The 23,316-nt window shown below is 39.7% G+C and carries 18 protein-coding genes; 6 read left to right on the top strand and 12 right to left on the bottom strand.

The window, feature by feature from the left end:
* The first annotated feature begins 10 nt into the window (after positions 1-10).
* From ACNSN3_RS15630 to ACNSN3_RS15620, 3 genes are all read left to right on the top strand, one after another.
* Entirely contained in the window at positions 11-3,142 is a 3,132-nt protein-coding gene (locus ACNSN3_RS15630) for an efflux RND transporter permease subunit (RefSeq protein ID WP_138621894.1), read from the top strand.
* Positions 3,142-4,551: an efflux transporter outer membrane subunit gene (locus ACNSN3_RS15625; RefSeq protein ID WP_418609486.1), complete on the top strand. Its 1,410-nt coding sequence runs from the start codon at positions 3,142-3,144 to the stop codon at positions 4,549-4,551. Before ACNSN3_RS15630 ends, ACNSN3_RS15625 begins: the two co-directional genes overlap by 1 nt.
* Positions 4,552-4,680: 129 nt before the next feature.
* Positions 4,681-5,304 carry a TetR/AcrR family transcriptional regulator gene (locus ACNSN3_RS15620; RefSeq protein WP_010389073.1) on the top strand — a complete coding sequence of 208 codons (624 nt, stop codon included), beginning with the start codon at positions 4,681-4,683 and terminating at the stop codon, positions 5,302-5,304.
* 62 nt (positions 5,305-5,366) lie between these two features.
* Here ACNSN3_RS15620 and ACNSN3_RS15615 read toward each other — a convergent pair whose 3' ends face one another.
* The 6 genes from ACNSN3_RS15615 to ACNSN3_RS15590 all read right to left on the bottom strand — a co-directional run bounded on the left by ACNSN3_RS15615 (position 5,367) and on the right by ACNSN3_RS15590 (position 10,990).
* Positions 5,367-6,467, bottom strand: coding sequence for a HupE/UreJ family protein (locus ACNSN3_RS15615; protein ID WP_418609484.1), 1,101 nt, complete (start codon positions 6,465-6,467; stop codon positions 5,367-5,369).
* Positions 6,464-7,489 carry a tetratricopeptide repeat protein gene (locus ACNSN3_RS15610; RefSeq protein WP_418609482.1) on the bottom strand — a complete coding sequence of 342 codons (1,026 nt, stop codon included), beginning with the start codon at positions 7,487-7,489 and terminating at the stop codon, positions 6,464-6,466. Before ACNSN3_RS15610 ends, ACNSN3_RS15615 begins: the two co-directional genes overlap by 4 nt.
* Before the next feature lie 46 nt (positions 7,490-7,535).
* Positions 7,536-8,045, bottom strand: coding sequence for an Ig-like domain-containing protein (locus ACNSN3_RS15605; protein ID WP_010389066.1), 510 nt, complete (start codon positions 8,043-8,045; stop codon positions 7,536-7,538).
* Between the two features lie 11 nt (positions 8,046-8,056).
* On the bottom strand, positions 8,057-9,649 hold the full coding sequence (locus ACNSN3_RS15600) for a DUF4331 domain-containing protein (protein WP_010389064.1): 1,593 nt from the start codon (positions 9,647-9,649) through the stop codon (positions 8,057-8,059).
* 136 nt (positions 9,650-9,785) lie between these two features.
* Positions 9,786-10,469, bottom strand: coding sequence for an anti-sigma factor (locus ACNSN3_RS15595; protein WP_010389062.1), 684 nt, complete (start codon positions 10,467-10,469; stop codon positions 9,786-9,788).
* Positions 10,466-10,990, bottom strand: coding sequence for a sigma-70 family RNA polymerase sigma factor (locus ACNSN3_RS15590; protein WP_075170279.1), 525 nt, complete (start codon positions 10,988-10,990; stop codon positions 10,466-10,468). The genes ACNSN3_RS15595 and ACNSN3_RS15590 overlap by 4 nt, the downstream gene beginning before the upstream one ends.
* A 321-nt stretch (positions 10,991-11,311) precedes the next feature.
* On the opposite strand from ACNSN3_RS15590, the gene ACNSN3_RS15585 reads away from it, so the two are divergent.
* Complete coding sequence (locus ACNSN3_RS15585; RefSeq protein ID WP_418609478.1) at positions 11,312-12,940, top strand: diacylglycerol kinase family protein; 1,629 nt, start codon at positions 11,312-11,314, stop codon at positions 12,938-12,940.
* A 40-nt stretch (positions 12,941-12,980) separates the two neighbouring features.
* On the opposite strand, the gene ACNSN3_RS15580 is transcribed toward ACNSN3_RS15585, so the two are convergent.
* Positions 12,981-13,292, bottom strand: coding sequence for a VF530 family DNA-binding protein (locus tag ACNSN3_RS15580; RefSeq protein ID WP_418609476.1), 312 nt, complete (start codon positions 13,290-13,292; stop codon positions 12,981-12,983).
* 97 nt (positions 13,293-13,389) lie between these two features.
* A complete protein-coding gene (locus ACNSN3_RS15575) occupies positions 13,390-13,692 on the bottom strand; it encodes a DUF1496 domain-containing protein (RefSeq protein WP_418609474.1) in 303 nt (100 codons plus the stop codon).
* A 104-nt stretch (positions 13,693-13,796) separates the two neighbouring features.
* Between ACNSN3_RS15575 and ACNSN3_RS15570 the strand changes: the two genes are divergently transcribed.
* The gene (locus ACNSN3_RS15570; protein WP_008464346.1) at positions 13,797-14,030 is read left to right on the top strand and encodes a TIGR02647 family protein; all 234 of its coding nucleotides are present in this window, start codon (positions 13,797-13,799) and stop codon (positions 14,028-14,030) included.
* Here the strand turns inward: ACNSN3_RS15570 and maiA are convergent.
* Positions 14,027-14,656 carry a maleylacetoacetate isomerase gene (gene maiA / locus ACNSN3_RS15565; protein WP_418609472.1) on the bottom strand — a complete coding sequence of 210 codons (630 nt, stop codon included), beginning with the start codon at positions 14,654-14,656 and terminating at the stop codon, positions 14,027-14,029. The genes ACNSN3_RS15570 and maiA overlap by 4 nt on opposite strands.
* A gap of 7 nt (positions 14,657-14,663) precedes the next feature.
* The gene (hmgA, locus tag ACNSN3_RS15560) at positions 14,664-15,965 is read right to left on the bottom strand and encodes a homogentisate 1,2-dioxygenase (RefSeq protein WP_138570211.1); all 1,302 of its coding nucleotides are present in this window, start codon (positions 15,963-15,965) and stop codon (positions 14,664-14,666) included.
* 152 nt (positions 15,966-16,117) lie between these two features.
* Here hmgA and ACNSN3_RS15555 point away from each other — a divergent pair, with 152 nt between their 5' ends.
* Positions 16,118-16,549 (top strand): MarR family winged helix-turn-helix transcriptional regulator, encoded by a 432-nt coding sequence (locus ACNSN3_RS15555; RefSeq protein WP_418609470.1) that lies wholly within the window; start codon positions 16,118-16,120, stop codon positions 16,547-16,549.
* 48 nt (positions 16,550-16,597) lie between these two features.
* Here the strand turns inward: ACNSN3_RS15555 and ACNSN3_RS15550 are convergent, their stop codons facing one another.
* Both ACNSN3_RS15550 and ACNSN3_RS15545 read right to left on the bottom strand, forming a co-directional pair.
* Complete coding sequence (locus ACNSN3_RS15550; protein ID WP_010389045.1) at positions 16,598-19,747, bottom strand: TonB-dependent receptor; 3,150 nt, start codon at positions 19,745-19,747, stop codon at positions 16,598-16,600.
* 327 nt (positions 19,748-20,074) lie between these two features.
* Entirely contained in the window at positions 20,075-23,281 is a 3,207-nt protein-coding gene (locus ACNSN3_RS15545) for a TonB-dependent receptor (RefSeq protein WP_418609468.1), read from the bottom strand.
* Positions 23,282-23,316: the final 35 nt, after the last annotated feature.

The raw sequence follows: 23,316 nt of genomic DNA, 5'->3' as shown, positions 1-23,316 counted from the left end.
GGAGAGTTTTATGTCACGATTTTTTATCGATAGGCCTATTTTTGCTTGGGTATTGGCAATTGTTGTTATGCTTGCGGGTATTATTGCCGTTAAAAGCCTACCCGTTGCCCAATATCCGTCTATTGCGCCACCAGCGATTACCATTACGGCTAACTACCCTGGTGCATCTGCACGTACCTTAGAAGACTCGGTGACTCAGGTTATTGAGCAAAAAATGAAAGGCTTAGATGGCTTGTTATATATGTCATCAACCTCACAGTCGAGCGGGTCAGCAACACTGACGCTAACATTTGATGCCGAGACCGATCCAGACATTGCCCAAGTTCAAGTGCAAAATAAATTAGCGACCGCTACGCCATTATTGCCAGAAGAAGTACAGCGCCAAGGTGTGGTAGTGGCCAAATCATCATCAAGCTTTTTACTGGTTGTTGGTTTTGTGTCGCAAGATGGCAGTATGACTAATATTGATATTGGAGACTATGTATCGTCGAACGTGCAAGACATTGTGTCGCGTGTAGACGGTGTGGGTGAAGTGGAGTTATTTGGCTCTCAATATGCAATGCGTATTTGGCTCGATCCGGCTAAATTACAAAACTATAAGCTAACCCCAAGCGATGTATCAGCAGCAATTAAAGCACAAAATGCACAGGTGTCAGCAGGTCAACTCGGTGGTATGCCGTCACTTGCTGGGCAGCAGCTTAATGCGACTGTAACTGCACAAAGTCGATTACAAACACCAGAGCAATTTAGAGATATTTTAGTAAAAACCAACAGCGATGGCTCGGCTGTTCGCCTGCAAGATGTTGCCGAAGTTGAACTGGGCGGTGAAAGCTACGGTGTGGTTGCTCGTTTTAATGGTAAACCAGCATCGGGACTCGGTGTAAAGTTAGCCAGTGGCGCTAATGCACTTGATACCGCGCAAGGAGTAAAGGATGCACTTGAAGAGCTTAAGCCTTTCTTCCCACAAGGGCTTGAAGCGGTTGTGCCTTATGACACGACTCCCTTTGTTGCACTTTCAATTGAAAAAGTAGTACATACTTTAATAGAAGCCGTAGTACTAGTGTTTGTTGTTATGTACTTATTTTTACAAAACTTTAGAGCAACTATTATCCCTACTATAGCCGTTCCTGTGGTACTGCTAGGTACGTTTGGCGTTCTATTTACCTTTGGGTATTCAATTAATACGCTCACTATGTTTGCGATGGTATTGGCCATAGGTTTGCTGGTAGATGATGCGATAGTGGTAGTTGAAAACGTAGAACGTTTAATGACTGAAGAAAAACTCTCTGCAGTCGAAGCAACTCGAAAGTCTATGGATGAAATTAAGGGCGCGCTTGTGGGTATTGCCATGGTGCTGTCGGCGGTATTTATCCCTATGGCATTTTTCAGTGGCTCTACAGGGGTTATTTACCGTCAATTCTCTATAACGCTGGTAACAGCAATGGGGTTATCGGTATTAGTGGCGCTTATTTTAACACCTGCACTGTGTGCTACGTTATTAAAACCGAGTCATGTGCATACTGATGGTAGCTTTATAGGTCGTTTCTTCTCAGGCTTCAACCGTGGTTTTGATAAAACTAATAGAGGTGCACAAGGCTTTGTTGGGCGAATGATCAAGCACTCTAAACGTTATTTGCTTAGTTATGTTTTGATTGTCGGTGGTATGGTCACTATTTTTTCAAGCTTACCTACTGCTTTTTTACCGGACGAAGACCAAGGTATTTTGTTTAGCCAAGTAATGCTGCCAGCAGGTTCTACTACAGAGCAAACGCTTGAAGTGGTTAAAAAAGTAGAAAACCATTATTTAGAAGAACAATCTGAAGCTGTTGCCTCAATTTTCACGGTTACCGGTTTTAGTTTTGCAGGCTCAGGACAAAACTCAGCCATTGGTTTTGTGAGCTTAAAGCACTGGGATGAGCGCCAACGTGACGACTTATCAGTGGGAGCGGTTGCAGGAAAAGGCATGGGCTATTTTTCAACGATAAAAGAGGCGCTTGTGTTTGCATTCCCACCTCCGGCAATTATTGAACTTGGCACTGCCAACGGCTTTAATATGTTTTTACAAGACCGGGTTGGTTTAGGTCATGACGAGCTATTAAAGGCGCGTAATCAGTTATTGGGTATGGCTAGTCAAAGTCCAATACTGGCAGGTGTTCGTCCTAATGGCCAAGAAGATATGCCTGAATTACAACTGGATATTGATCTTGCAAAAGCAGAAGCCCTTGGTGTATCACAAGGTGATATTAACAGTACGCTTTCTACTGCTTGGGGTAGTAGTTATGTGAACGATTTTATCGACCGTGGCCGTGTTAAAAAGGTATATCTGCAAAGTAAGGCCGATGCGCGCATGGTGCCTGAGGATCTCAATAAATGGTATGTGCGAAATAAAAGCGGCGACATGGTGCCATTCTCAGCGTTTGCTAGTTCATATTGGTCATATGGCTCGCCTCGTTTAGAGCGCTATAACGGCTTTTCAGCTATGGAAATTCAAGGTAGTGCTGCGCCTGGTTACAGTACAGGTGAGGCTATGGATGAAATGGAGCGCTTAGTTAAGCAGTTACCTAATGGTATTTCCTCTGAATGGACTGGTATTTCATTCCAAGAACGTTCAAGTGGTGGTCAAGCGCCGCTTCTTTATGGTCTTTCACTATTATTTGTATTTTTGTGTTTAGCTGCACTTTATGAAAGTTGGTCTATCCCATTTGCAGTAATGATGATTGTACCTCTGGGTATATTGGGGGCTGTTATGGCTGCTTTCTTAGGTAACTTATCAAATGATATTTACCTTCAAGTTGGCTTATTAACCACCATAGGGCTTGCCTCTAAAAATGCGATATTAATTGTTGAATTTGCCACCCATAAAATGGATGAAGGCTTAAGTTTGGTAGATTCAGCCATTGCAGCTGTACGACTTCGTTTACGTCCTATTTTAATGACCTCAATGGCATTTATCTGTGGTGTTTTACCGCTTGCAATAGCCTCGAGTGCAGGCTCTGGTGCTCAAAACGCCTTAGGTATTTCAATTATAGGCGGAACACTTGCTGCTTCATCACTGGTGGTAATTTTTGTACCGTTGTTTTTTGTTTTAGTACGTAGACTGTTTTCAGGTAAAGCTAAAACCACCTCGCAGGAGGAAGTTTAATGAGTGTAAGAACAATTAGTTTTAGTGCTTTAACTTTAGCCATTTTATCTGGATGTCAGTTAGCTCCTCAGCAAGAAACACTTATTTTACCTGTCCCTGATGCGTATGCATCAGAGGCAGGCAAAGGACAAGTTTCGTCACTAAAATGGCAGCAGTTTTTTAATGATGAAAAGCTCAAAGCACTGATATCATTAAGCCTCGAGCACAATAAAGACCTGCAAATAGCAGCACTTAATGTGCAACGAGTGCGTGGTTTATATCAGATCGAAGATTCAGCGCTATATCCTTCGCTTGATTTCAATGCATCAGGCAGTCGTCAGCGCTTGCCAGCTGATTTATCAGCAAGTGATCAGCCTCAAATTAGCTCCCAATACAGTGCAACTGTGGGCATGACTGCTTATGAATTAGATTTATGGGGCAAAGTGCGTAATCAATCTGAGCAAGCATTACAAACGCTTTACTCTACGCAGCTTAGTGAATATAGCATGCAGGTATCGTTAATTTCTGAGCTGGCAAATGCGTGGCTTAATTATGCGACCGATCAGCAATTACTTGCTTTAGCTCAAGAGACATTGTCATCGCAGCAAGCGTCTTTATCTTTAACGCAAAAAAGTGTTGATTTAGGTGCGGCCTCTGAAATTACCCTAGAGCAATTAAAAAGTACCGTAGCTACTGCAAAGGTTGATATTGCAAAGTATAAGCGTTTATTAAAACGTGATAAAAATGCGCTTGATTTATTAGTAGGTAATCCGGTGGGGCAGGACTTACTACCGACTAAAGAGTTGAACTCATTACTTGATTTACCCGCTGTTCCTGTCGGCCTTCCGTCTGATTTACTAACACAGCGTCCTGATATAAAAGCGGCCGAGCACCAATTATTTGCTGCAAATGCCAATATAGGGATTGCTCGTGCAGCGTTTTACCCAAGTATTAGTTTAACAGCCAATGCAGGAACAGCATCACGTGATTTAAGTAATTTATTTGATGCAGGGTCAGGTACGTGGAGTTTTATGCCGTCGGTAAATTTGCCTATTTTTAATATGGGACGTAACCAAGCTAATTTAGATGTCGCTAATGCAGAGCAACAAGTTGCTGTAGCAACGTATCAGCAAAAAATTCAGCAAGCGTTTCGTGAAGTTGCAGACGTGCTTGCTGATAGAGAAGGTTACAACGCGCAATTAAGTGCACTTGAACAGCTACTACAAAGCCGAAAAATAACCTATGACTTGTCACAGGCGCGATACGATAAAGGGGTCGATAGCTTTTTACAAGTGCTTGATGCTCAGCGAACTTGGTATAGCGCAAAGCAACAACTGATCACCGGTCAACAAGCTTTGCTTGCAAGTCAAATTAATTTGTACAAAGCCGTTGGTGGTGGATGGGAAGTAACTACCGTTCAAAGTAATTAGCATGCATTAAACCGGTGAGTTATGGCTGGTTTATCTGTAGTAAAGTGATACCGTTTAACGTTTACCTCTTTATTATCAAGGGTAAACGTTAGACGTTTCGAGTCTAGTGACTCGATAATGGAGTTTCGAATGAATTCTAAAAATAAAAAACACCTTGATCCGGTGCAAGCACAAGCGCGTCGTGAACAGGTATTAACAGCGGCTGCTGATTGCTTTCATCGCAAAGGTTATCATGGCGCAGGTATGGCTGAAATAGCAAGAACAGCAGGTATGAGCGCAGGCCATATTTATAACTATTTTGATAGTAAAGAAGCAATAATCGAAAGTATTATTGAAAAAGATATGGAAGAAATGTTCTCCATATTTCAAGAGTTTGAAGATCAACCTGGTGATATTTTAACTGTGTTACTCGACGGCTTACATCATGGTGTACAGCGTCATATGGACACTGGGGCCTGCGTTATTGACCTAGATATGATGGCAGAGGCGAGTAGAAACAAAAAAGTTGCTTTACTACTACGCGAGGCTGACACGCAAGCACGTAACAGAATGCGGGATTTATTAGTGAGTGAAAGCAGTTTAATAAAATCACACTCAGAGCAAGAATTAGAGAGCCGTATTAATGTGATTTTTTCAGTGATGGCAGGATTGTTATTACGAAAAATGCTGTTTCCTGAGTTAACAGAAGAAACCGTGCTTATCGCACTACGTCCAGCAATGAAAACATTACTTATGCCATTTGATAAAAATTAGAATAAGAATGAGCAGAGGAAAATTAGGCTAACCTTTTTGTGGGTTAGCCTAAATGTTATTCATTAATAACGCTCTATTGACCATTGCAGAGCGATTAGAGCAACCAAGATTGAAGCTGAAGGCATTAACCACTTTTGATACCAATTATAGTTTCTTAGGTAAATAAGTATTGGTAAACTGAGACACAAAATACTCAGTTGACCCAATTCAACACCGAGGTTAAAAGCAATAATACTTAGCAGCTGGTAGTCTTCTGACAAGCCTAGTTCACCGAGGACACTTGCAAATCCCATCCCATGAAGTAATCCAAAACCAAAAGTAAGCCAGCCTAAACGTATTACGACGGGCCAAACATTATTAAGTGCTGCAAACAATACTGACACTGCAATTCCTAATTCTACCCAGCGACTATTTGGGGAGACAAGGTTCATTGCGGTAGCTGTAAGCGTAATAGAGTGTGCCAGTGTGAACGCGGTGACTATCCATGCAGTGTGTTTTATGATTTTTATTTTAGAGCTACTTCTTTGCCATGTTTTATCTCGTCTTACCAACACGCAAGTAAGTAACAATACAATTAAAAATAAAATATGGTCTATACCAATCCAAATATGTAACACGCCTTGGTAAACATATTGATTGAAGGTTTCTACGTAGCTTGTTTGTTCAAAATTAAATGCTTGTTTTTGGTTATGATAGTCAAATACACGCGACACACCGTTGATGTTAACGATAGATTTATGGCTAGCATCGCGGTTAAAAAAAGCTGAGTATGTAAGTAAGGTTGTAGTGTTATTATCGCAATAAAAGCGAATAGGAATTTGCAAATAAGGTTGATTAAAGTGAGTATCGAGCTTAAACGGGCCTTCATTATTTAAAAGGCAGGCTTTTAAGTCTTGGGTAAAACTTATGTTTTGTTCAACAAATTGAGTAAGTGAGCTACGTTTTGCTTTTATTTCGGCCCATGTAATTTGCCCATCGTTGTTTAAATCAAGTGCTACTGCATGTTCCAAGTCAGCGATACTGATTTGCCAGTGACCAATATATTGCGTTTTATCTATATTGTTATTTAACACGATATAACTGGTACTTAACTGGTGTGCAAAGCCATTGTTTGTAAAAGCGAACAAACATAAAGCGAAAAAACATAGATAAGTTGATCTCATAGCTTACCTCGTGGCATTGTTTGTGCATCTTTAAGTAACTGCTGATCCATACTCATCTTTGCTTGTTGCCAATTAATGTTTGCCCAGTACAATGCTTTGTCGGTGTTTGGCTGAATATTAATGTAATATTTAGCTAGTTCACTGGCGTGGAAAGTATCTTGGCGAATTTCGCGTAAAGAGACTCTTTCAGCCATCATTTTTTGCCATTTTTGCCCGTGTGTTTTTAGATCTTTTTCTGCAATAGCTAGCCTAAGCAACAGCGCATCCTCTAAATTAGTATTATCGTCAACCAATGTGCTTAGGCTGTTAATAATATGCTCAGAGTTATTAAGTCTAAGCTGAATATCAGCCCATAAAACAACAAGGCTCACAGGCATATTCGATAATTTTATATGATTAATATGAGAGAGTGCTTTTTTATAGTGACCCATTCGGTAACTCATTTCACTTAACACATGCTTGGTTGCAAGATTTGTTTCTTTGTTATCAACTATTTTTAATAGCGATTGATAGCTTTGTTGAACATTTTTGTGTTGGCTTTGTATATCAAGCACACAGGTACTTGCAGTGAGGGTACTTACTAAACCAATTAAAGATATACAGTGTTTTGTTGCTGCTTCAAAACGCCCTTGCGTCATAAAAATATTTGCTAGTAATAAATGGCTATTAACATGGTTAGGATCGTCATCTATTGCCTCTTTTGCAATATTTATGGCTTGCTCGAATAAATGTTCTTTTTGTAATATACGTGCATACAGATAGCTTACTTCTGAAGTGGGGTTTTCCTGATATAGCTTTACCAAATGTGTTTTAAGGGCCCCTTGTAACCGCTCAGATTGGCCTGAGAATTGACTGTTGTCGAGTAAGTTCTTTATCTCTTCAACAGAAAGAGATGCTTTTAATTTAATGTTACTAGTTGCAATAACTGCATCATCCTTTGGTACAAAAGGTGCGCCTTGTAGAGTGAGCGGCATTAAAAAGACAGCGATAAAAGTGAATGGCAAATATAAAGGTAAGTGCATTATTTTCTCCTAAAAGTTAGCCTTCCTTGGCTAGTCAGTTGATTGATTAATTTCCGTTTGCTGAAATCAGATCACCAACATCAGTATCTGTATTGGTAAATACTCTACCATTCACAGACAATGGCTCAGCCGTAGGCTGTTGATTTAAAGCATCCGTGGCAAACTGTGCAAATTCAACTTGCAACGCTTCAATAGTGATGCTCACAGTGGCGTTTACTTGTGAACTTATGCCATCGCTTACGCCAAACATAAAGCTGTCTGTACCTGTTGTCTCTTTATTAGGGGTGTAAGTAAAACTACCATCGCTATTTACTTCAACAACACCTAACGTAGGCTCACTTGATAGTGAGTAACTTAATGTGTCGCCATCTATATCAGTGGCTCTGAGCATATCAGAGATACTGACCTCTGTTTGAGTGGTGAGTATTACATCACTTGCTGAGGGCGCAGAGTTGGTTATAGTTGGTGATTTATTTTTGTCGTCATCGTTACTGCATGCTGCCATAATCAGGCTTACAGATAGTATACAGACATGACGTAAATTTAGATTATGCATTAGTTCACTCCTTATTTAGAGCCTGCAAGCGGCGTTGCAAGGTAAGGGAATGTGGCATTCATCATTGATGCATTAACAGGTGCGCCATCAGTAAATGGCACAGTGCCTACGTTTGCATCTTCTGGAGTACACAGCCCTAAATCAGTATCTGTACCTGCAACGGGGATAGGGTGGCACAAACGCCCCATTACAACTCGTAGCGCAATATCTACAACATCATCACCAGGGCGTCGTCCATTCGGGAAACCAGCTAAGTCGTCACCTGCAACGCCAAATGCTGATTGGTCGGCCTGCGCAGTCGCTGCAATAGCGGTATTTAGACGCAGCATTTCTGAAGGTGTTACCGTTGCTTGTTGGTTTACCCCTGCAAAGCCTGTCAAAAATGCAGTAATTAAATCTGTGCGTGGAAAATTAGTGGGCGCAAGAGTCTCTAGGCTAGCACCTAGTGTTGTATTAACCGCATCTTTAAATAAGATATTCAGAAGCTCGGGTAAAGAGGGGTGTGATACATAATCTAAAAATTGTCCATCGTCTTTAGGGTGAGATGTTGAGAATGTATCTTTATCTTTAATGCCAATTACAAGCTCATTGACTAGCGGGTTACCTAATCGAGAAACCTGAGTCAATGCCCCTCCATTAACCGCATTATTTGCAAATTTTGCATTAGGGTTAAGCACGCGAGCTTGAGGTAAACTAGCTGTTGTCCACGAACCAATGACTTGATTACCTTCGCCTACAATGCAGGCTTTTGGTACTTCAATAGCTATTGACGTAACATTTTTGTCTGCGAGATCATCATTATCGGCTGATTGGGTTATACCGCCTGGGAAACCTCCACCATCGGCTGCCCCTGGCGAGCTGTCACCTTCAACTGGAACATAATTAACTAAATCAAAAGTTTTACCTAAGTTAACTACAAATGGGTCTTTACGTTGACCGACAAAAACTCTCGCCATGCCTTCACAGTCGGGTATGGCAACTTGATAGACAAACTGATCAGCATAGGCTTGATATTCTGTCATCGATCCAAAGGTTTTATTACCTACATAATCAAGTGGTTTAGAGAACGAGCTAGAGTTTGTAGTGGTATTATTTAGGGTTGTGGTAGTGCCAGTTCGTTGTGGTCCGCTGATCATGGTCATACTGTAGGACTCGCTAAAGTTTACAGCAGCGTCATTACCTGCAGAGATGCCGCCAACATTTTTAAGAGGTACTGAAACGGTCCGCTGATTACCCTCTGGTCCTACAGTCAGTTGTACCCCTTGATTATCATTTGGCAGCATACTTTCAAAGTTAAACGCAAATGTAATATCTTCTATAGCGTCTCCATCATTGTCAATGTGGATGCTATAAGTAGCATCAGGGTCCATTGCAAAGTAATTTGGGCCACCATAAGCATCTTGTAAAGGAATGTAGTTTGCGATGAGGGTTACGTAATCGCCTCGGCCTTGCTCATAACTATTAAATATATAAAAATCGGTAGAGTCTAAAGTTGGGAAGCGGCTTATATTTGGTGCTTCTCTATGGCTAGATGCTTCACTTGGTGCACTTATAAATGTACTGCATACCATTACTGCAAGTATTGATGGAGTAAAAGCTTTCATGACTTTGTCCTTTAGTTTTGTTTGAAGTCATAGCTAATAACGGACAGGATAGTTAAGTGGATGCAAAAAAGTTAAAAGTATTTATTTTTTGTTACTTTTTATGCTGATCGCTTGAATTAAAGCGACCAGCATCAGTTTATAAAAGTACTAATTCTGTGGTGTATAGTACCTCAGTAGGTAAACCATTCGGTGAACCGCCAACGGGTTCTAAACTAACCGCTAATAATGTTATGTCGGTTGCTTTAAATAGTTTACTTTTGAGAATAGTTTTATCGCCATTTTTGGGTAATAAACCAAGGGAGACAGGGGTATCTTGCCCTTTAAGTATCATCCACAGTTCGTAGTCTCTATCTGTTCGCGCTATTAGTTGGTTACTCGCTTTAATAGAGAGCTCATGGTTACTTACATTTATAAACCACAACGGTTGCTCAGTTTGATTTTTTACTAAAGCTATTTGTTGTGTCTGCTTACTGTTGGTAGTAGCTTGAGTAACTAAAACAGCTAAAATAATACATGCGGCGGTCGCTAAAAATGACCATGCACGCCAAATAGAAGGTTTTATTATTAGCTGTGATTTTTCTAATTGTGGTTTATGTTCGATACGCCGCATTATCTCATGCCATGTGGCATCTGATGGTGTTTGTGGGCTAATAGCACTCGCTAGGTTATTAAGGTTTTGCTCCCATATATTGGTCGCTTCTCTCGCTTTATTTGAAACTAGCATGAGTCGCTGAAAACGTTTACGCGCCAAGCCGGTTAATGTGCCAAGTACATACTCTGCAGCAAGCGAGTTAAGTAATTCTGGTTTGTTATAGTTCATATTGTTAAACACCTTTGTAACTGTACTAAACCTCTGCGAATCCAGCTCTTAACTGTTCCTAATGGTGTGTCAATATGATTCACGAGTTCTCTATGGCTTAACCCTTTGTAGTAGGCAAGGTGGATAGCATGCTTTTGTTGTGGTTCTAGTTGTTCGATACAGTCGACTAATTTAGTGTTTTCATCATAATTGACATCAACGATGTGAGTATCTTGTTGATCCTCAGCTAAGGGTTCTTCCTTACGGACTTTATAATACCTGAGTAGATCAAGGCTTCTGTAGCGAATAATACTAATCATCCAGCTTATTACAGTTCCTTTGGAGGCGTTATACTCAGACGCATTATGCCAAACTTTAATAAACGCATCTTGTAGTGCTTCTTCAGCATGAGCTCTGTTAGACAACATATTAAAACTAATTGCAAAGAGTTTGCCGCTCGTTTTCTGATATAAACGTGAAAAAGCATGTTTGTCTCCTTGTGCTGTTGCACACAGCAAAGAAAGTAATTCGTTATTTTCCATAATTATCCTATTTTTTATTATTAGTATTAGAACGAGTAAACACGATATTTAGATGCAAAAAGTTGAAAATTAAAATTTATCAAAATTTTTTATATAGATAGCAATCAAAGAGCATAGTATGCTTTTATCATACTGTGAATAATTTATTCGATGAGATGTAAAAACTGCATACCATGTTAATCTTTCTTATGTTGATTTAACTTAGAACTACCGATGCAGAGCAGGTAGCTAGCTAAGTTACTACCTAAGTTTACTAATGGCATAATGATTGCTGGATATGATGATCATTTAAAAGTGTAACACCAATAAAAAGGAAAAATTATGTGGGCTGCAGTAAGTTATCTTGTAACAGCATTGGTATTTATAGTATTGGGATTAACGGTTAACTCCATTTACTTTGCAGTTGCGTTTTTTTGGACCGCACTTTCGCTACTATTAGTCAGCGGCGCTTATTTTTTCAACGCAGGGAAAGTATTTAGAAAACGCGAAAATGGCGTTATCCCTTTTTACATTCGCTGGGCCTTTGTGCCTTTTTTATTAGGTGCGCAAATTTATAATGCGTGGTCACGTAAGCGTGACAAAGTACCGCCCATTCAGCAAATAAACGATAATCTATTTTTAGCATGTCGTTTGTTCCCCTCAGATATAGACACATTGAAAGAAAATGGCATTACCGCTATTTTGGACGTTACCTGTGAATTTGATGGCCTTGAATGGACATCTACCCAAGAAAATATCGATTATTTGAATATTCCTGTTCTTGATCACAGTGTGCCTACACACTCACAGTTAAACCAAGCCATTAACTGGATCCATCATCATATTAAAAAAGACCGTCGTGTTGTGGTGCATTGTGCGTTAGGGCGTGGACGCTCGGTGTTTGTTATGGCAGCGTATTTATTGAGTCAAAATAAAGACGCGGATGTGCATGATATTCTTGCACAAATAAAAGAAACACGTGAAACTGCCAACCTTAATAAACGCCAATTACGCCATTTAGTTAAGCGCCACCGTAAGGGGGAGCTACTGATAAAAAACAAAGCGTACTTAATTGCTAACCCGGTATCAGGTACTAAGTTGTGGTCTGAAAAAGAGCATTTAATTATTGCGCGTTTATCTGCGTATTACGATTTAACCATTTTAAAAACTACGCCAGAACAAAATGGCATTACATTGGCTAAACAGGCTATAGAGAACCACCCCGATATTATTATTGCTTGTGGTGGCGATGGAACTGTAACTGAGGTTGCCAGTGTGTTGGTGGGTACGTCTTGTCGATTAGGAATAATACCACTGGGCACAGCAAATGCGCTCGCTCATGTATTAATGGGGATAAAATCTAAATTTATTCCTGTTGAGCAAGCATGTGATTTAATCATTGATGGTCAAGCTAACCTTATTGATACCGCGTATTGTAATGATGAGCTGATGCTATTATTAATTGGTATTGGCTTTGAGCATGCAATGATTGAAAAAGCGGATCGAGAGTCTAAAAATAAATCAGGTCAACTTGCTTATTTAAATGGTTTTTTACACTCATTTGGCGAAAATAAAGCGCAACAGCTGATAGTTAAATTAGATGATAATGAGCCTGAGACTATTAATACAAATAGTTTTATTGTGGCAAATGCTGCGCCATTTACTACGTTATTAGCACAAGGGGGCGGGCAACCCGATCACCGCGATGGGTTATTGGATGTAAATTGGTTAACGCCAAACAAAGATAATGAAACCACGGTATTAAGTATTGCTGAGCTGATGTTTAGCAGTATTACGCAAACGCATCTTGCTATTAACTCGCATTACACCAATGCAAAACGTGTAGAAATAAGCGCAGATGAAACGCTAAATTACGTGATTGATGGCGAGGTTAAATCTGCAGATAAAGTGGTGGTGAGCATTAACCCTGCGTCGTTAAATGTAATATGCCAAGAGCAAACACCTGATTAGAAAGGCGTATGTATTACGCCATTGTTATTTTATGAGCCTTTTATTTTTTAATAGAAGGCCATACAAAACCTGATGTATCAGGTTGTGAGAATTCTGACTGCTTAGTCGGTTTATTTCTAGGCTTACGTAACGGCTTGTTATTAATGGTATGGATATAAAGCGCTTCTACTTTATCTCTTGCCCAAGGCGTTTTACGTAAAAATTTTAAGCTTGATTTTATACTTGGCGAATCTGTAAAACATTTGATATTTACTTGCTCGCCCATTGCTTTGAAGCCTAAACGTTGTTCTAGTTCAACAAGAATTTGCTCTAAAGTTACCCCATGAAGCGGGTTTTTTGGTTGATTATTCATAGTCACACTGCTTTTTTAAACTGCATGTATTGTAACGTATCCCACCGCATCTTAATAGTTTGGAGATGGCTGGCAAATCCCAGATTGTTAATCTTGATTAATTTACAGTAATAGTAGAGGGCTTCTTAGGATAAATAAGGTTACCTTGTTTATCGAGTTTTAGCCAAATTAACTGACTGTTGTTATGTTGGGGGTATTTAGCAGCACAAATAAGCGTAACAGAATGAACTTGCAGTATGGCACCTTCGCTATAGCGTTTATTATCATACCAGCACTCAGTGTTAGTGTTTATAAGCTGGGTAGCATCAACAATAGGAAGCGTTTTTGTTGTGTTAGCGTAGCTTAAAGCTGAAAAAAACAAGCATAAAACAGCAATAATAAAAGTAAAATAATAACGCATGAATAACCTCAAGGTGTTTAAAATAACTACACTTAGCAAAAAAACATGCTAGGGTAAGTAAGACAACTTTAGTAAAACACAGAACAATAAAAAGGTGAACACATATGCTATTTAATCAAACGATGATTGACGAATTTACACTACTTGCCAAATTCCCACGCGAAAGCAAAATGCAGGGGATTAAACTCCATTCAGATGCTGAACCCGCTTTACTGAGTGCAGCACAACGTTTGTTTGATAAAGGCGTTATTGATAGCCCAGATGGCGGTTATTTAACTGATCTGGGCTTAGACTTAATTGAGCACGTCACTGTAATACACAGTGCGTTAAAAAGTTAGTTTGCGTCGGGTTGATTTTCTGGGGCTGCATCAATAAAGGCGGCCAATTCATTACAACGCTGACAAACGGCTGCTATTTTAGGGTAGGCAGCCATATCTACTTTAAAGCGAATGGCATTAAATACCTGTGGCACTAAACATACATCAGCTAAGCTTGGCGAGTCGCCTGCGCAAAATGTATTTTTGCTATCGAGCATTTGTTCTATTTTTTCAAAACCAACTTCAACCCAGTGTCGGTACCACTTATTTTTTGCTTCATCATCAACATTAAGTTCACTACTTAAATATTTAAGCACTCGCAAATTATCAATAGGATGGATATCACAGGCAATTGCATAACTTAAATTGCGAATGTGTGCTTTTTGCCAAGCATTACCTTGCAGTAATGGTGTTTCAGGGTATTGCTCTTCAAGGTACTCTAAAATTGCTAGAGATTGACCTAATACGCCGTCTTCTGTTTCTAAAGCCGGTAACAGCCCTTGAGGGTTTTTCTGTAAATAATCTTCGCTTTGCTGCTCTGATTTTAATAAGTTAACAGGTACCAATTGATGATCAATATTTTTTAGATTTAATGCGATTCGCACACGATACGCTGCAGATGAGCGAAAATAAGTATAAAGCTTCATAATCTGATTATCCTTGATTGCCATTAAAGTGTTTTTTGATTGTGCGCCAGCAATCAGTGTAATTAGCTTGGCGCTCTTTACCTTCTAATGCGTATTTAGTCGGCGATATTACATAACGTGACTCAAACATAAACGCCAACGTATTATCGTAGCGTTGTGGCTCTAAATCGGCGTTTGACGCTTTTTCAAATACGTCTGCTTCAGGACCATGCGGCGACATACAGTTATGTAAGCTCATGCCACCTGGCACAAAGCCATGCTCTTTTGCATCATATACCCCTTCTATTAAGCCCATAAACTCACTCATAATATTACGGTGATAGTAAGGCGGGCGGAAAGTGTTTTCAGCCACCATCCAACGCGGTGGGAAAATAGCAAAATCGATATTTGCAACGCCTTCAGTACCCGATGGTGAAGTGAGTACGGTAAAAATTGAAGGATCAGGGTGATCAAAGCTAACGGTATTCATGACATTAAAGCGAGCTAAGTCGTATTTATAAGGCGCACTATTGCCTGTCCAAGCAACAACATCCAGAGGAGAATGACCAATATCACAACGAAACATATTGCCATTAAATTTAGCAATCAGTTCAAAATCACCCTCAATATCTTCAAAAGCCGCTACTGGATAGTGAAAGTCACGATCATTCGCATAACCGTTGGCACCCACAGGGCCGCGCTCAGCAAGGACATAGGCATGGCCGTAGTTTTCACAAATATAGCCACGGGCAGTGTCGGTTAGTAACATTACTTGAAATTTAATACCACGCGGAATAACGGCAATTTCGCCGGCTTTAATAGTTAAATGCCCAAGTTCTGTTTTAAGTAGTAGTTCACCTTGTTGCGGTACAAATAACATTTCGCCATCGGCATTATAAAAAAAGCGCTTGTCCATGGATTTATTGGCGACATACACATGTATACCAATACCGGCTTGCCCATTCGCGCTGCCATTGGCAGCCATAGTGATTAAGCCATCGATAAAGTCAGTGGGTTCTGCTGGTATATCAATGGGATCCCAACGCAGCATGGTTGGTGGAGTCGGTACTTCGGTAATGGGAGCGGTTCTAATTAAGCCATTGTCTATGGCTGTATAATCGCCTTGCACAACCGATGGGCGAATACGATACATCCAAGTGCGGCGGTTATCGGCGCGAGGAGCGGTAAATGCAGTGGTACTGAATTGCTCTGCGTATAAATCATATTTTACTTTTTGCGGACTAAATTGCCCAATTGGTAATGCACCAGGCAGCGCTTCGGTTTCAAATTCATTGCCAAAGCCGGTCATGTAGTTTAATTGTGTCGCCATTACTGACTCCTGTAAAAATGGGGGAGTGTTATATTTTTGTTATTTACGCTAAGATACTCTCAAGTGAGACTAATATCAAATACACTGATTATGACCGTTGTAAATAAAAGTGAACAGATAAAAGTCGTGTGTAAATAAATAAGTGATTCAATATGAAAATAGATTTAACGACATTTTTACCCTATCAATTAACACACTTAGCAACACAGGTAAGTAATGATTTTTCGAGTATTTATAAAAAAGAGTTTGATTTAACTATTCCTCAGTGGCGAATAATGGCTAATTTAGCGCAATCAGGCCAAAGCACAGCTAAGCAATTATGCATTCAAGCAGATATGGATAAGTCGACAGTATCAAGGGCAGTAAAAACGCTAATTGATGAAGGGCTTATTTATAGCGAGTTAAATAAGTATGATAAGCGCGCTGCATTTTTAATGTTAACTGATAAGGGCATGGCTTTGTATGAAAAAATAACGCCACAGGCATTGCAGTGGGAGCGTGCATTATTAAGCTGCTTGTCGGATGATGAACAAAGCCAGTTAATCGCTATTTTTGAAAAATTAAAAAATAAATTACAGGCATAAAAAAGCCCACAAAGTGGGCTTTTAAATAGACTAATTTAATTAATCAAATTAGAACGTGTAACGAACACCTACACGCATTTCCCATAAAGAGGCATCGCGTTGAACAGATTGCTCAGCACTACGTGCACTGAAGTCTGAGTAAACGTATTGACCTTGATCATTCGTTTTAACTTTAAGCATTCTATTACCTACGAATGAGCCTTTTCTTAATACACCCCAGTCATCGTTTAACATATTAGTTAAGTTATCGATTACGAAGAATGCTTCACCTTTATGGCCGTCCATAAAGCCTGGTAACTCTTGAGTAATTTTAAAGTTAAATTTAACGAACCAATCAGAGTTCTGTTGGTTACGACCTGCGATTTCACCACGCTTAAGACCTTCAGATGCGATAAAGTCGTTAAACTCGTTGATTTCATCAGCACTCATGTCGTAGATCACATTAGGATCGTTCTCAAGCGGTACATATAGCAATTGACGCGAGCGATTAGAGTTTGCGTCACCAAATGCACTATCGCTTCCGTTAAATGTGAAGCTATAAGGTAAACCTTTGTATGCTTCACCAAATAGGTTGAAGCGAGTGTTATAACCATCAAAGAACTCGTGCTTATAACCTAGGTTTAATGTAAAGCGATGTGGGATTTCGTAATCAGAAGATGCTACGCCAGGGTTACCCGGGTTTGATGTTGCTAGGTTACCGTAGTTTGAGCTGGCTACAGAACTAGTCATTGGGTTTACATCATCAGCATCAGTGTAAGCGTAAGAGAACTGCATACTTACGCCGTTATCGAATGCTTTGCTTACTGCTGCTGAAATAATTGATGATGAACCGCTATCACCGTTAACATTAGTCAATAATAGCTCGCCATCACGACCTTCAATTGATTCATACAATGGACGACCGTCAAAACTTACTTCACCAGTAGGGCGAAGTGCGATATCTCGTAATGTAGCTGCATCGCGCTTATCAGTGTAAAGGTAATCTAGAGCAATTACATAATCGTTTTCAGTAGTGTAGGTTGCACCAATCGAATATTTCCATTCTGATGGAATTTCAAAGTTAGGATCTACTGCATTTGTTGTAGCATCACCTGAACCAATTTCAGTATTCGCTACTTTATCAAACATATCTTGTGGAACGTCATAACCTGGCGTACCACCGTTTACATTCGGTGTATCAAATAAATCTACAAATGTTTTAGCATCGTCACCAGTACCTACTACGTAAGAGTTACTGATATCGCCAATTCTAGCTCCGATATTTGTGATGCCATCATTTGAATATGAGTTAGACAACCATACATTTGGGTTACCGCCTGAGAACAAGCCAACACCTGCACGCACTTCTAGTGCATCGGTTGCATACCACTCAAAACCTACACGTGGTTGAATTAAATCAATACCGTCAAACGTTGACTGGTTACTAAAACCGTAGCGATCAGTATAGTTTTGGTTTAATGCTGGTTTGTCATCGCTTGAATAACTATCATAACGAAGACCAAATGTTAATGATGCATCGATATCTGAAAAGCTGTATTCATCTTGTACATAGAATGTATTTTGTGAGTAAGCGAAGTTAGCAGCTGCATCTGTTGGATCATTTGTGCCTGCTGCATTATTGTAATACACAGCACTTGCTATACCTTCCTTGTAATCATCGATAGATGCAAAACGCCACTCACCCTCAGTATGCTGTACGAATTGGTTAAATACTTCTAACTTTTCATACTCAAAACCAGCAGTAATCGTGTGTTGATCAAGGTAGTAAGTACCTGAGAACTTAGCTGTTGTGGTGTCGTAGTTTAAATCATTTGATTGACGAGAGTCATCAGGACCTACGTAAACAGTGGCAGCTTTAGTATTGATTTGGAACTCACCAAAGCTGCTTGCCGCGTCTAAAGATTGAACACGAGCGTCAAGCTCTGATTTACCTAAGCGAACTTCAGTTGAGAAATCATCATTCCAATCAGAGTAAAGTGATGCAACAATTGAAGTAAACTCAGCACCTTGCTCATAAAAGTGGCTGTCAAATGCAAGCTCATCACCATCAGCATCAGATTGCGATAAAGTAAAGCCATCATTGTAGTTATAAATTAGGTTAGCACGGTGATCATCGTTGATGTTCCAATCTAATTTTACTAAGATTTTTTCATCTTCTACTGGTGAGCTTGCTGGTGTAGCACCGGCTTCGTAACCGTAAACATCACGTGTAATCTGTCTAATTTCATCAATTTCTGCAGAAGACACTAAAGATGAATAGTTAAACTGTTTAACACCTTCAAGTTTTTCGTAAGAGGTGAATAAGAAAAGCGTATCATTGATTAGTGGTAAGCCAACGTTGAAACCATAACGCTTTTCACTGAAGTCACCGTTATCAACGTCATTACCTTCAATCTTATCGCCTTTCATTGAATCGTTAGTGTAATCGTAGAATACACCACCGTGAATGTCGTTGCCGCCAGATTTGGTAACTGCATTGATGTTACATGATGTAAAACCACCATATTGAACATCAAATGGTGCTAATTCTACTGCTACTTGCTCGATTGAATCAAAAGAGAATGGAGCGCGAATTGTAGGGTAACCGTTTGAGCTTAAGCCAAAGTTATCGTTCATGCGAACGCCATCAAGGGTTAAGCTGTTAAAGCGTGGGTTACCACCACCACAGTTGATTGAACCACGGCTATCATCGATAGCAACACGAGGGTCAATACGAATAATATCTTTTAAATCACGGTTAATAGCTGGTTGATTTTCAAGATCGCTTAACGTAAATGTTGAAGCAGGACCCGTACCACCAGACATAGTGCTGATAGGGCGACCTGTAACAACAATTTGCTCAATATCTGAGATATTTTCAAGTGAAGTATTAACAGGGTAGTCGCTACCAATGTTCAAAATAATATTATTGAACTCTTGGTCAGCGTAGATGTCTGAGTCTACGATTACTTTGTAAGGGCCGCCAACACGAAGACCTTTAGCAGTAAAGTAACCAGCGTCATTTACTTGCGTTGTTTTAACAGAGCCAGAAGGCACATGTAAAATTGTTACTTTAGTGCCGGCAGCAGGGTTACCGTTAGGGCCCATAATCTGCCCTTTAATTGCAGAAGTTGTTTCGTTTGCAATTGCAGCACCACTCACACCAACACATGCTGCTATAGCAAGTGATAGAGCTGTTTTGCGAAGTTGAATTTTCATTTTATTTTCCCGTGTAGTTAAATAAACTTTTAATAGCTTTTTTATTTTAATTTTGGACTAAGCGACCGCAAAATACACTTAATCCAAAATACTTACATAGTGTACCTTATTTGTTTGTTACAAATAAAATACAACTGTAATTTTTTTATTATAAAACACTTTATTTTTGAAATTTAGCATTTTATCTATGTTTCAATATTTTACCGTGCAGATAGTAAGTAGTTTTTATGACAAACAGATGAAAAGTTATTTTTTCCATAAAAAAAGCCATTACATGCATGTAATGGCTTTTTTAATTTTATGAGCTTTTGATGTGCAAGTTATAGGTTAAAACTTATAGCTAACACCGATTTTAGCTTGCCAAGCTGATGAGCTAGTTTGATATTGGCTATAGTTACGAACATCAGCGCCATTAAATCTGCTATCAATTATATAACGACCTTGATCGTCTAAGCCGCCAAAGTCGTAAACTGCTTGGTCAGAGAAACCTAAGCGCTTTTCTACGCCCCAGTCACTGTTTAATAAGTTGGCAAAGTTATCAATCATAAAGTAAACCTCACCGCTATGACCTTTTGCAAAACCTGGGATCTCTTGTTTAACGCTAATATCCATAGTGGTAACCCATGGTTGCGTGCCTGAGTTACGGTCTAAGATTTGACCTCGCTCAGAAATACCCGCTCTATTAAGTAGTGTCTCAAGTTCACTCCATGATAGCCCTGATTCATCCCAGTTTACGTTTGCATCATCTGCACCAGTTGGAATATACGCTAAATAAGCTGAGCTTGAATAAAAGTCACGCGTATCACCTAAGTCACTATCTTGATACATACCCATAGTATAGCTAAATGGACGACCAGAGCGACGTTCAAAATACACATTAAATCTTGTGGCATAGCCACTGAAGAACTCAGTGTTATACGCTAAATTAACTTTAAAGCTATGCTCTACTTCATATGCACCACGGGCAGCAAAGTCTTCATTTCGGCTCTTTGTTATATTGTACTGATAGTTGCTTTGTGCACGTGACGAAGAACCTGAAGACGCTTCTGTTACATCTTGATGTGCATAGCTTGCTGAAATATAAAGGCCATTTTCCCACTCTTTAGCTAATGCTGTTGTAATAATAACAGAGCGACCGTCTTCTGCTGAATTAGTCATTGCTATATCAAAGTTATCAGCTAAATCACCGCTGTAAATGCTTTCATAGATGATACGCTCGCCGTCGGCCGCTACACCCACAGGTTTAATGGCGGTGTTATGCCACACAGCTTCGTTTTCTTTTTTGTGATAAGCAATTTCTGCTTGCCATTTAAAGCCTTCACCTAATAACTCAGAATCAAAGTCGTACTCAAAACCAAGTTGTGCACGGATGCTTGACGGTAGTTCAAAATTTGGGTCAACATAGTTTGTGCTACCTGCACCTTGAACTAAAGAGCCTTTTATGGCATCTGGTACTTGAGTGATATCAGCTTGATTATTAGCATAGTAATCGTCAATAACGCTCTGTGGTGCATCTACAAAAGTAATGCCATCGTTTTGGAATGAGTTATTGTACCAAACGTTAGGGATACCACCTTGGAAACGACCTACACCACCGTTAACTGTTAATGCTTCTGTAGCGTAATACTTAAAGCCAATACGCGGTAGAATAATATCTAACCCATCGAGGTTTTCTTGATTGCTAAAGCCATAGGTGTTTAAAAAGTTTTCGTTGAGTGTTGGTTTATCATCAGAAGATAAACGCTCATAACGAACACCTGCTGTTACTTCTAAATCATCACCAACATAAAAAGTATCTTCAATGTAAAGTGCTAATTGATTACGGGTTGCGTCGTAAGCGGTGTCATTAGGGTTATTTGTAAAGGCATTGCTGTAGCTAAAATCGTACTTTCCTTTGTAGTTACCTACTTCACGATTTTCGAAACCATTAAAGTTATCAAATTCCCATGAACCGAGTGAGTTAGCTGCAAAAAGGTTGTATAAGTTTAACGACTCATATTGCATACCAAAGTTAATTTCATGCTCGTCCATTAAATAAGTGGCATCAAGAGAAAGTGTTAAATTTTCTGTTGCTGAGCTATTTGCATGGCGAAACTCATCGGTACCAAAGTTATAAGAAGGTCCGCGGAAGTATTCTTCAACTTTAACGCTACCAATATCAGAATTTGTTAAACTTCTCGATGATACATCTTTGTATGCAATACCGATTTCAGTTGAAAAGTCTTCGTTCCAATCTGAATATAGCTTGGTAGCAAAGTTATTAAACTTGGTTGCGTAGGTATAACGACTTGATGCAAACTGAACTGATGTGCCACCAGTACCAAAGTTTGTTTCATCTTTGTCATCTTGCCACTGATAGGTAAAATCTAAGCGATGATCATCAGCAATGTTCCAGCTTAATTTTACAAGTAATGTTTCGTTGGTGTCTTTAGGGTCGCCTCCAAGAGAGTCTGTTAAGCCGTATTCGTTATTTAGAATATTAAGGAAACGGTTATAGCTTTCTTCACTCACATCGTATTCGTTGGTTGCGCCTGAACCTTCAAAACCATAATCTAAATCTAGTTCGCTTGACCATTTATTGTAGTTAACAAAGTAAAATAAGGTATCGTCTATAAGTGGGCCGCCAACATTAAAACCGTAGCGTTTTTCAGTTTGGTTAGGTTCTACTTGTTCAACAATGTATGTGCGGTGACCATCGTCATCTAAAACAGGGCGGTTATCAGCAAACACTTGAGATATGCTGTCTACATCGCCAGCAATATCTGGTGTTGATGTTTCGTAAAAACCAGAAAACTTAAGTTCGTTAGTACCTGACTTAGTTACCGCGTTAATAGTACCACCACCAAAGTTGCCTTTAGAGGCTGAAAATGGAGAAACATCAACAGAGATCTGCTCAATCGCATCAAGGGCTACAGGGGGCTGCGAAGTAGGGTAGCCGCCGTAACTTAAACCAAAGTCGTCATTTTGGCCAATACCATCTACAGTTAAACCATTTGTACGTGGGTTGCTACCGGCAAAGGTTAGCTCGCCGCTACCATTAATACTAGCAAGTGGGTTTAAACGTGCGATGTCTTTAATGTCACGATTAAAGCTAGGCATGTTGTTGATGGTATCTTCACCAAACGTGCTGCTAGAACCACCCGATTGTTGGACAATTTTATAACCAGACACTTCAATTTTTTCAATATTGAGTGGTGCTAATTGCGACGTTAATCGGTAAGTTTCGCCAAGGTTTAAAAAGATGTTTTCAACGGTGGTATCGTTAAACGTATCAGAGTCGATGATCACTGTATATGGTCCACCAACACGTAAACCATTGGCTATAAAAGTACCACTTTCATTGGTGGTTAGCTCACTGATTGTGCCGGTAGGCTGATGAACGACCTTAATTTTAACGTTTGCAGCGCTCGCACCTGAAGGTGTGGTTATTTTACCACGCATTGCAGACGAGGTGTCAGCAGCCATAGCGCTTGTTGAAACTCCTAGAGCAAGAATTACTGCTCCAGTTAATTTCGAAAGGCGAAGCTTAGTCATAATGTTGATTTCCCATTTAGATGATTTAAGTTAGA

It is taken from the genome of Pseudoalteromonas sp. US3C1004 (assembly GCF_048401065.1).
GTDB lineage: Bacteria > Pseudomonadota > Gammaproteobacteria > Enterobacterales > Alteromonadaceae > Pseudoalteromonas > Pseudoalteromonas undina.
Note: the sequence above shows the minus strand (reverse complement) of the source record. Positions and strands in the feature narration are given on the sequence as shown.

Coding starts and splice junctions, on each gene's coding strand:
- ACNSN3_RS15575 (WP_418609474.1), bottom strand. CDS start 13,692: ATGCGTTATTATTTTACTTTTATTATTGCTGTTTTATGCTTGTTTTTT.
- ACNSN3_RS15590 (WP_075170279.1), bottom strand. CDS start 10,990: ATGGAAAATAACGAATTACTTTCTTTGCTGTGTGCAACAGCACAAGGA.
- hmgA (WP_138570211.1), bottom strand. CDS start 15,965: ATGGCGACACAATTAAACTACATGACCGGCTTTGGCAATGAATTTGAA.
- ACNSN3_RS15595 (WP_010389062.1), bottom strand. CDS start 10,469: ATGAACTATAACAAACCAGAATTACTTAACTCGCTTGCTGCAGAGTAT.
- ACNSN3_RS15625 (WP_418609486.1), top strand. CDS start 3,142: ATGAGTGTAAGAACAATTAGTTTTAGTGCTTTAACTTTAGCCATTTTA.
- ACNSN3_RS15605 (WP_010389066.1), bottom strand. CDS start 8,045: ATGCATAATCTAAATTTACGTCATGTCTGTATACTATCTGTAAGCCTG.
- ACNSN3_RS15610 (WP_418609482.1), bottom strand. CDS start 7,489: ATGCACTTACCTTTATATTTGCCATTCACTTTTATCGCTGTCTTTTTA.
- ACNSN3_RS15585 (WP_418609478.1), top strand. CDS start 11,312: ATGTGGGCTGCAGTAAGTTATCTTGTAACAGCATTGGTATTTATAGTA.
- ACNSN3_RS15615 (WP_418609484.1), bottom strand. CDS start 6,467: ATGAGATCAACTTATCTATGTTTTTTCGCTTTATGTTTGTTCGCTTTT.
- ACNSN3_RS15580 (WP_418609476.1), bottom strand. CDS start 13,292: ATGAATAATCAACCAAAAAACCCGCTTCATGGGGTAACTTTAGAGCAA.
- ACNSN3_RS15550 (WP_010389045.1), bottom strand. CDS start 19,747: ATGAAAATTCAACTTCGCAAAACAGCTCTATCACTTGCTATAGCAGCA.
- maiA (WP_418609472.1), bottom strand. CDS start 14,656: ATGAAGCTTTATACTTATTTTCGCTCATCTGCAGCGTATCGTGTGCGA.
- ACNSN3_RS15620 (WP_010389073.1), top strand. CDS start 4,681: ATGAATTCTAAAAATAAAAAACACCTTGATCCGGTGCAAGCACAAGCG.
- ACNSN3_RS15630 (WP_138621894.1), top strand. CDS start 11: ATGTCACGATTTTTTATCGATAGGCCTATTTTTGCTTGGGTATTGGCA.
- ACNSN3_RS15545 (WP_418609468.1), bottom strand. CDS start 23,281: ATGACTAAGCTTCGCCTTTCGAAATTAACTGGAGCAGTAATTCTTGCT.
- ACNSN3_RS15600 (WP_010389064.1), bottom strand. CDS start 9,649: ATGAAAGCTTTTACTCCATCAATACTTGCAGTAATGGTATGCAGTACA.
- ACNSN3_RS15555 (WP_418609470.1), top strand. CDS start 16,118: ATGAAAATAGATTTAACGACATTTTTACCCTATCAATTAACACACTTA.
- ACNSN3_RS15570 (WP_008464346.1), top strand. CDS start 13,797: ATGCTATTTAATCAAACGATGATTGACGAATTTACACTACTTGCCAAA.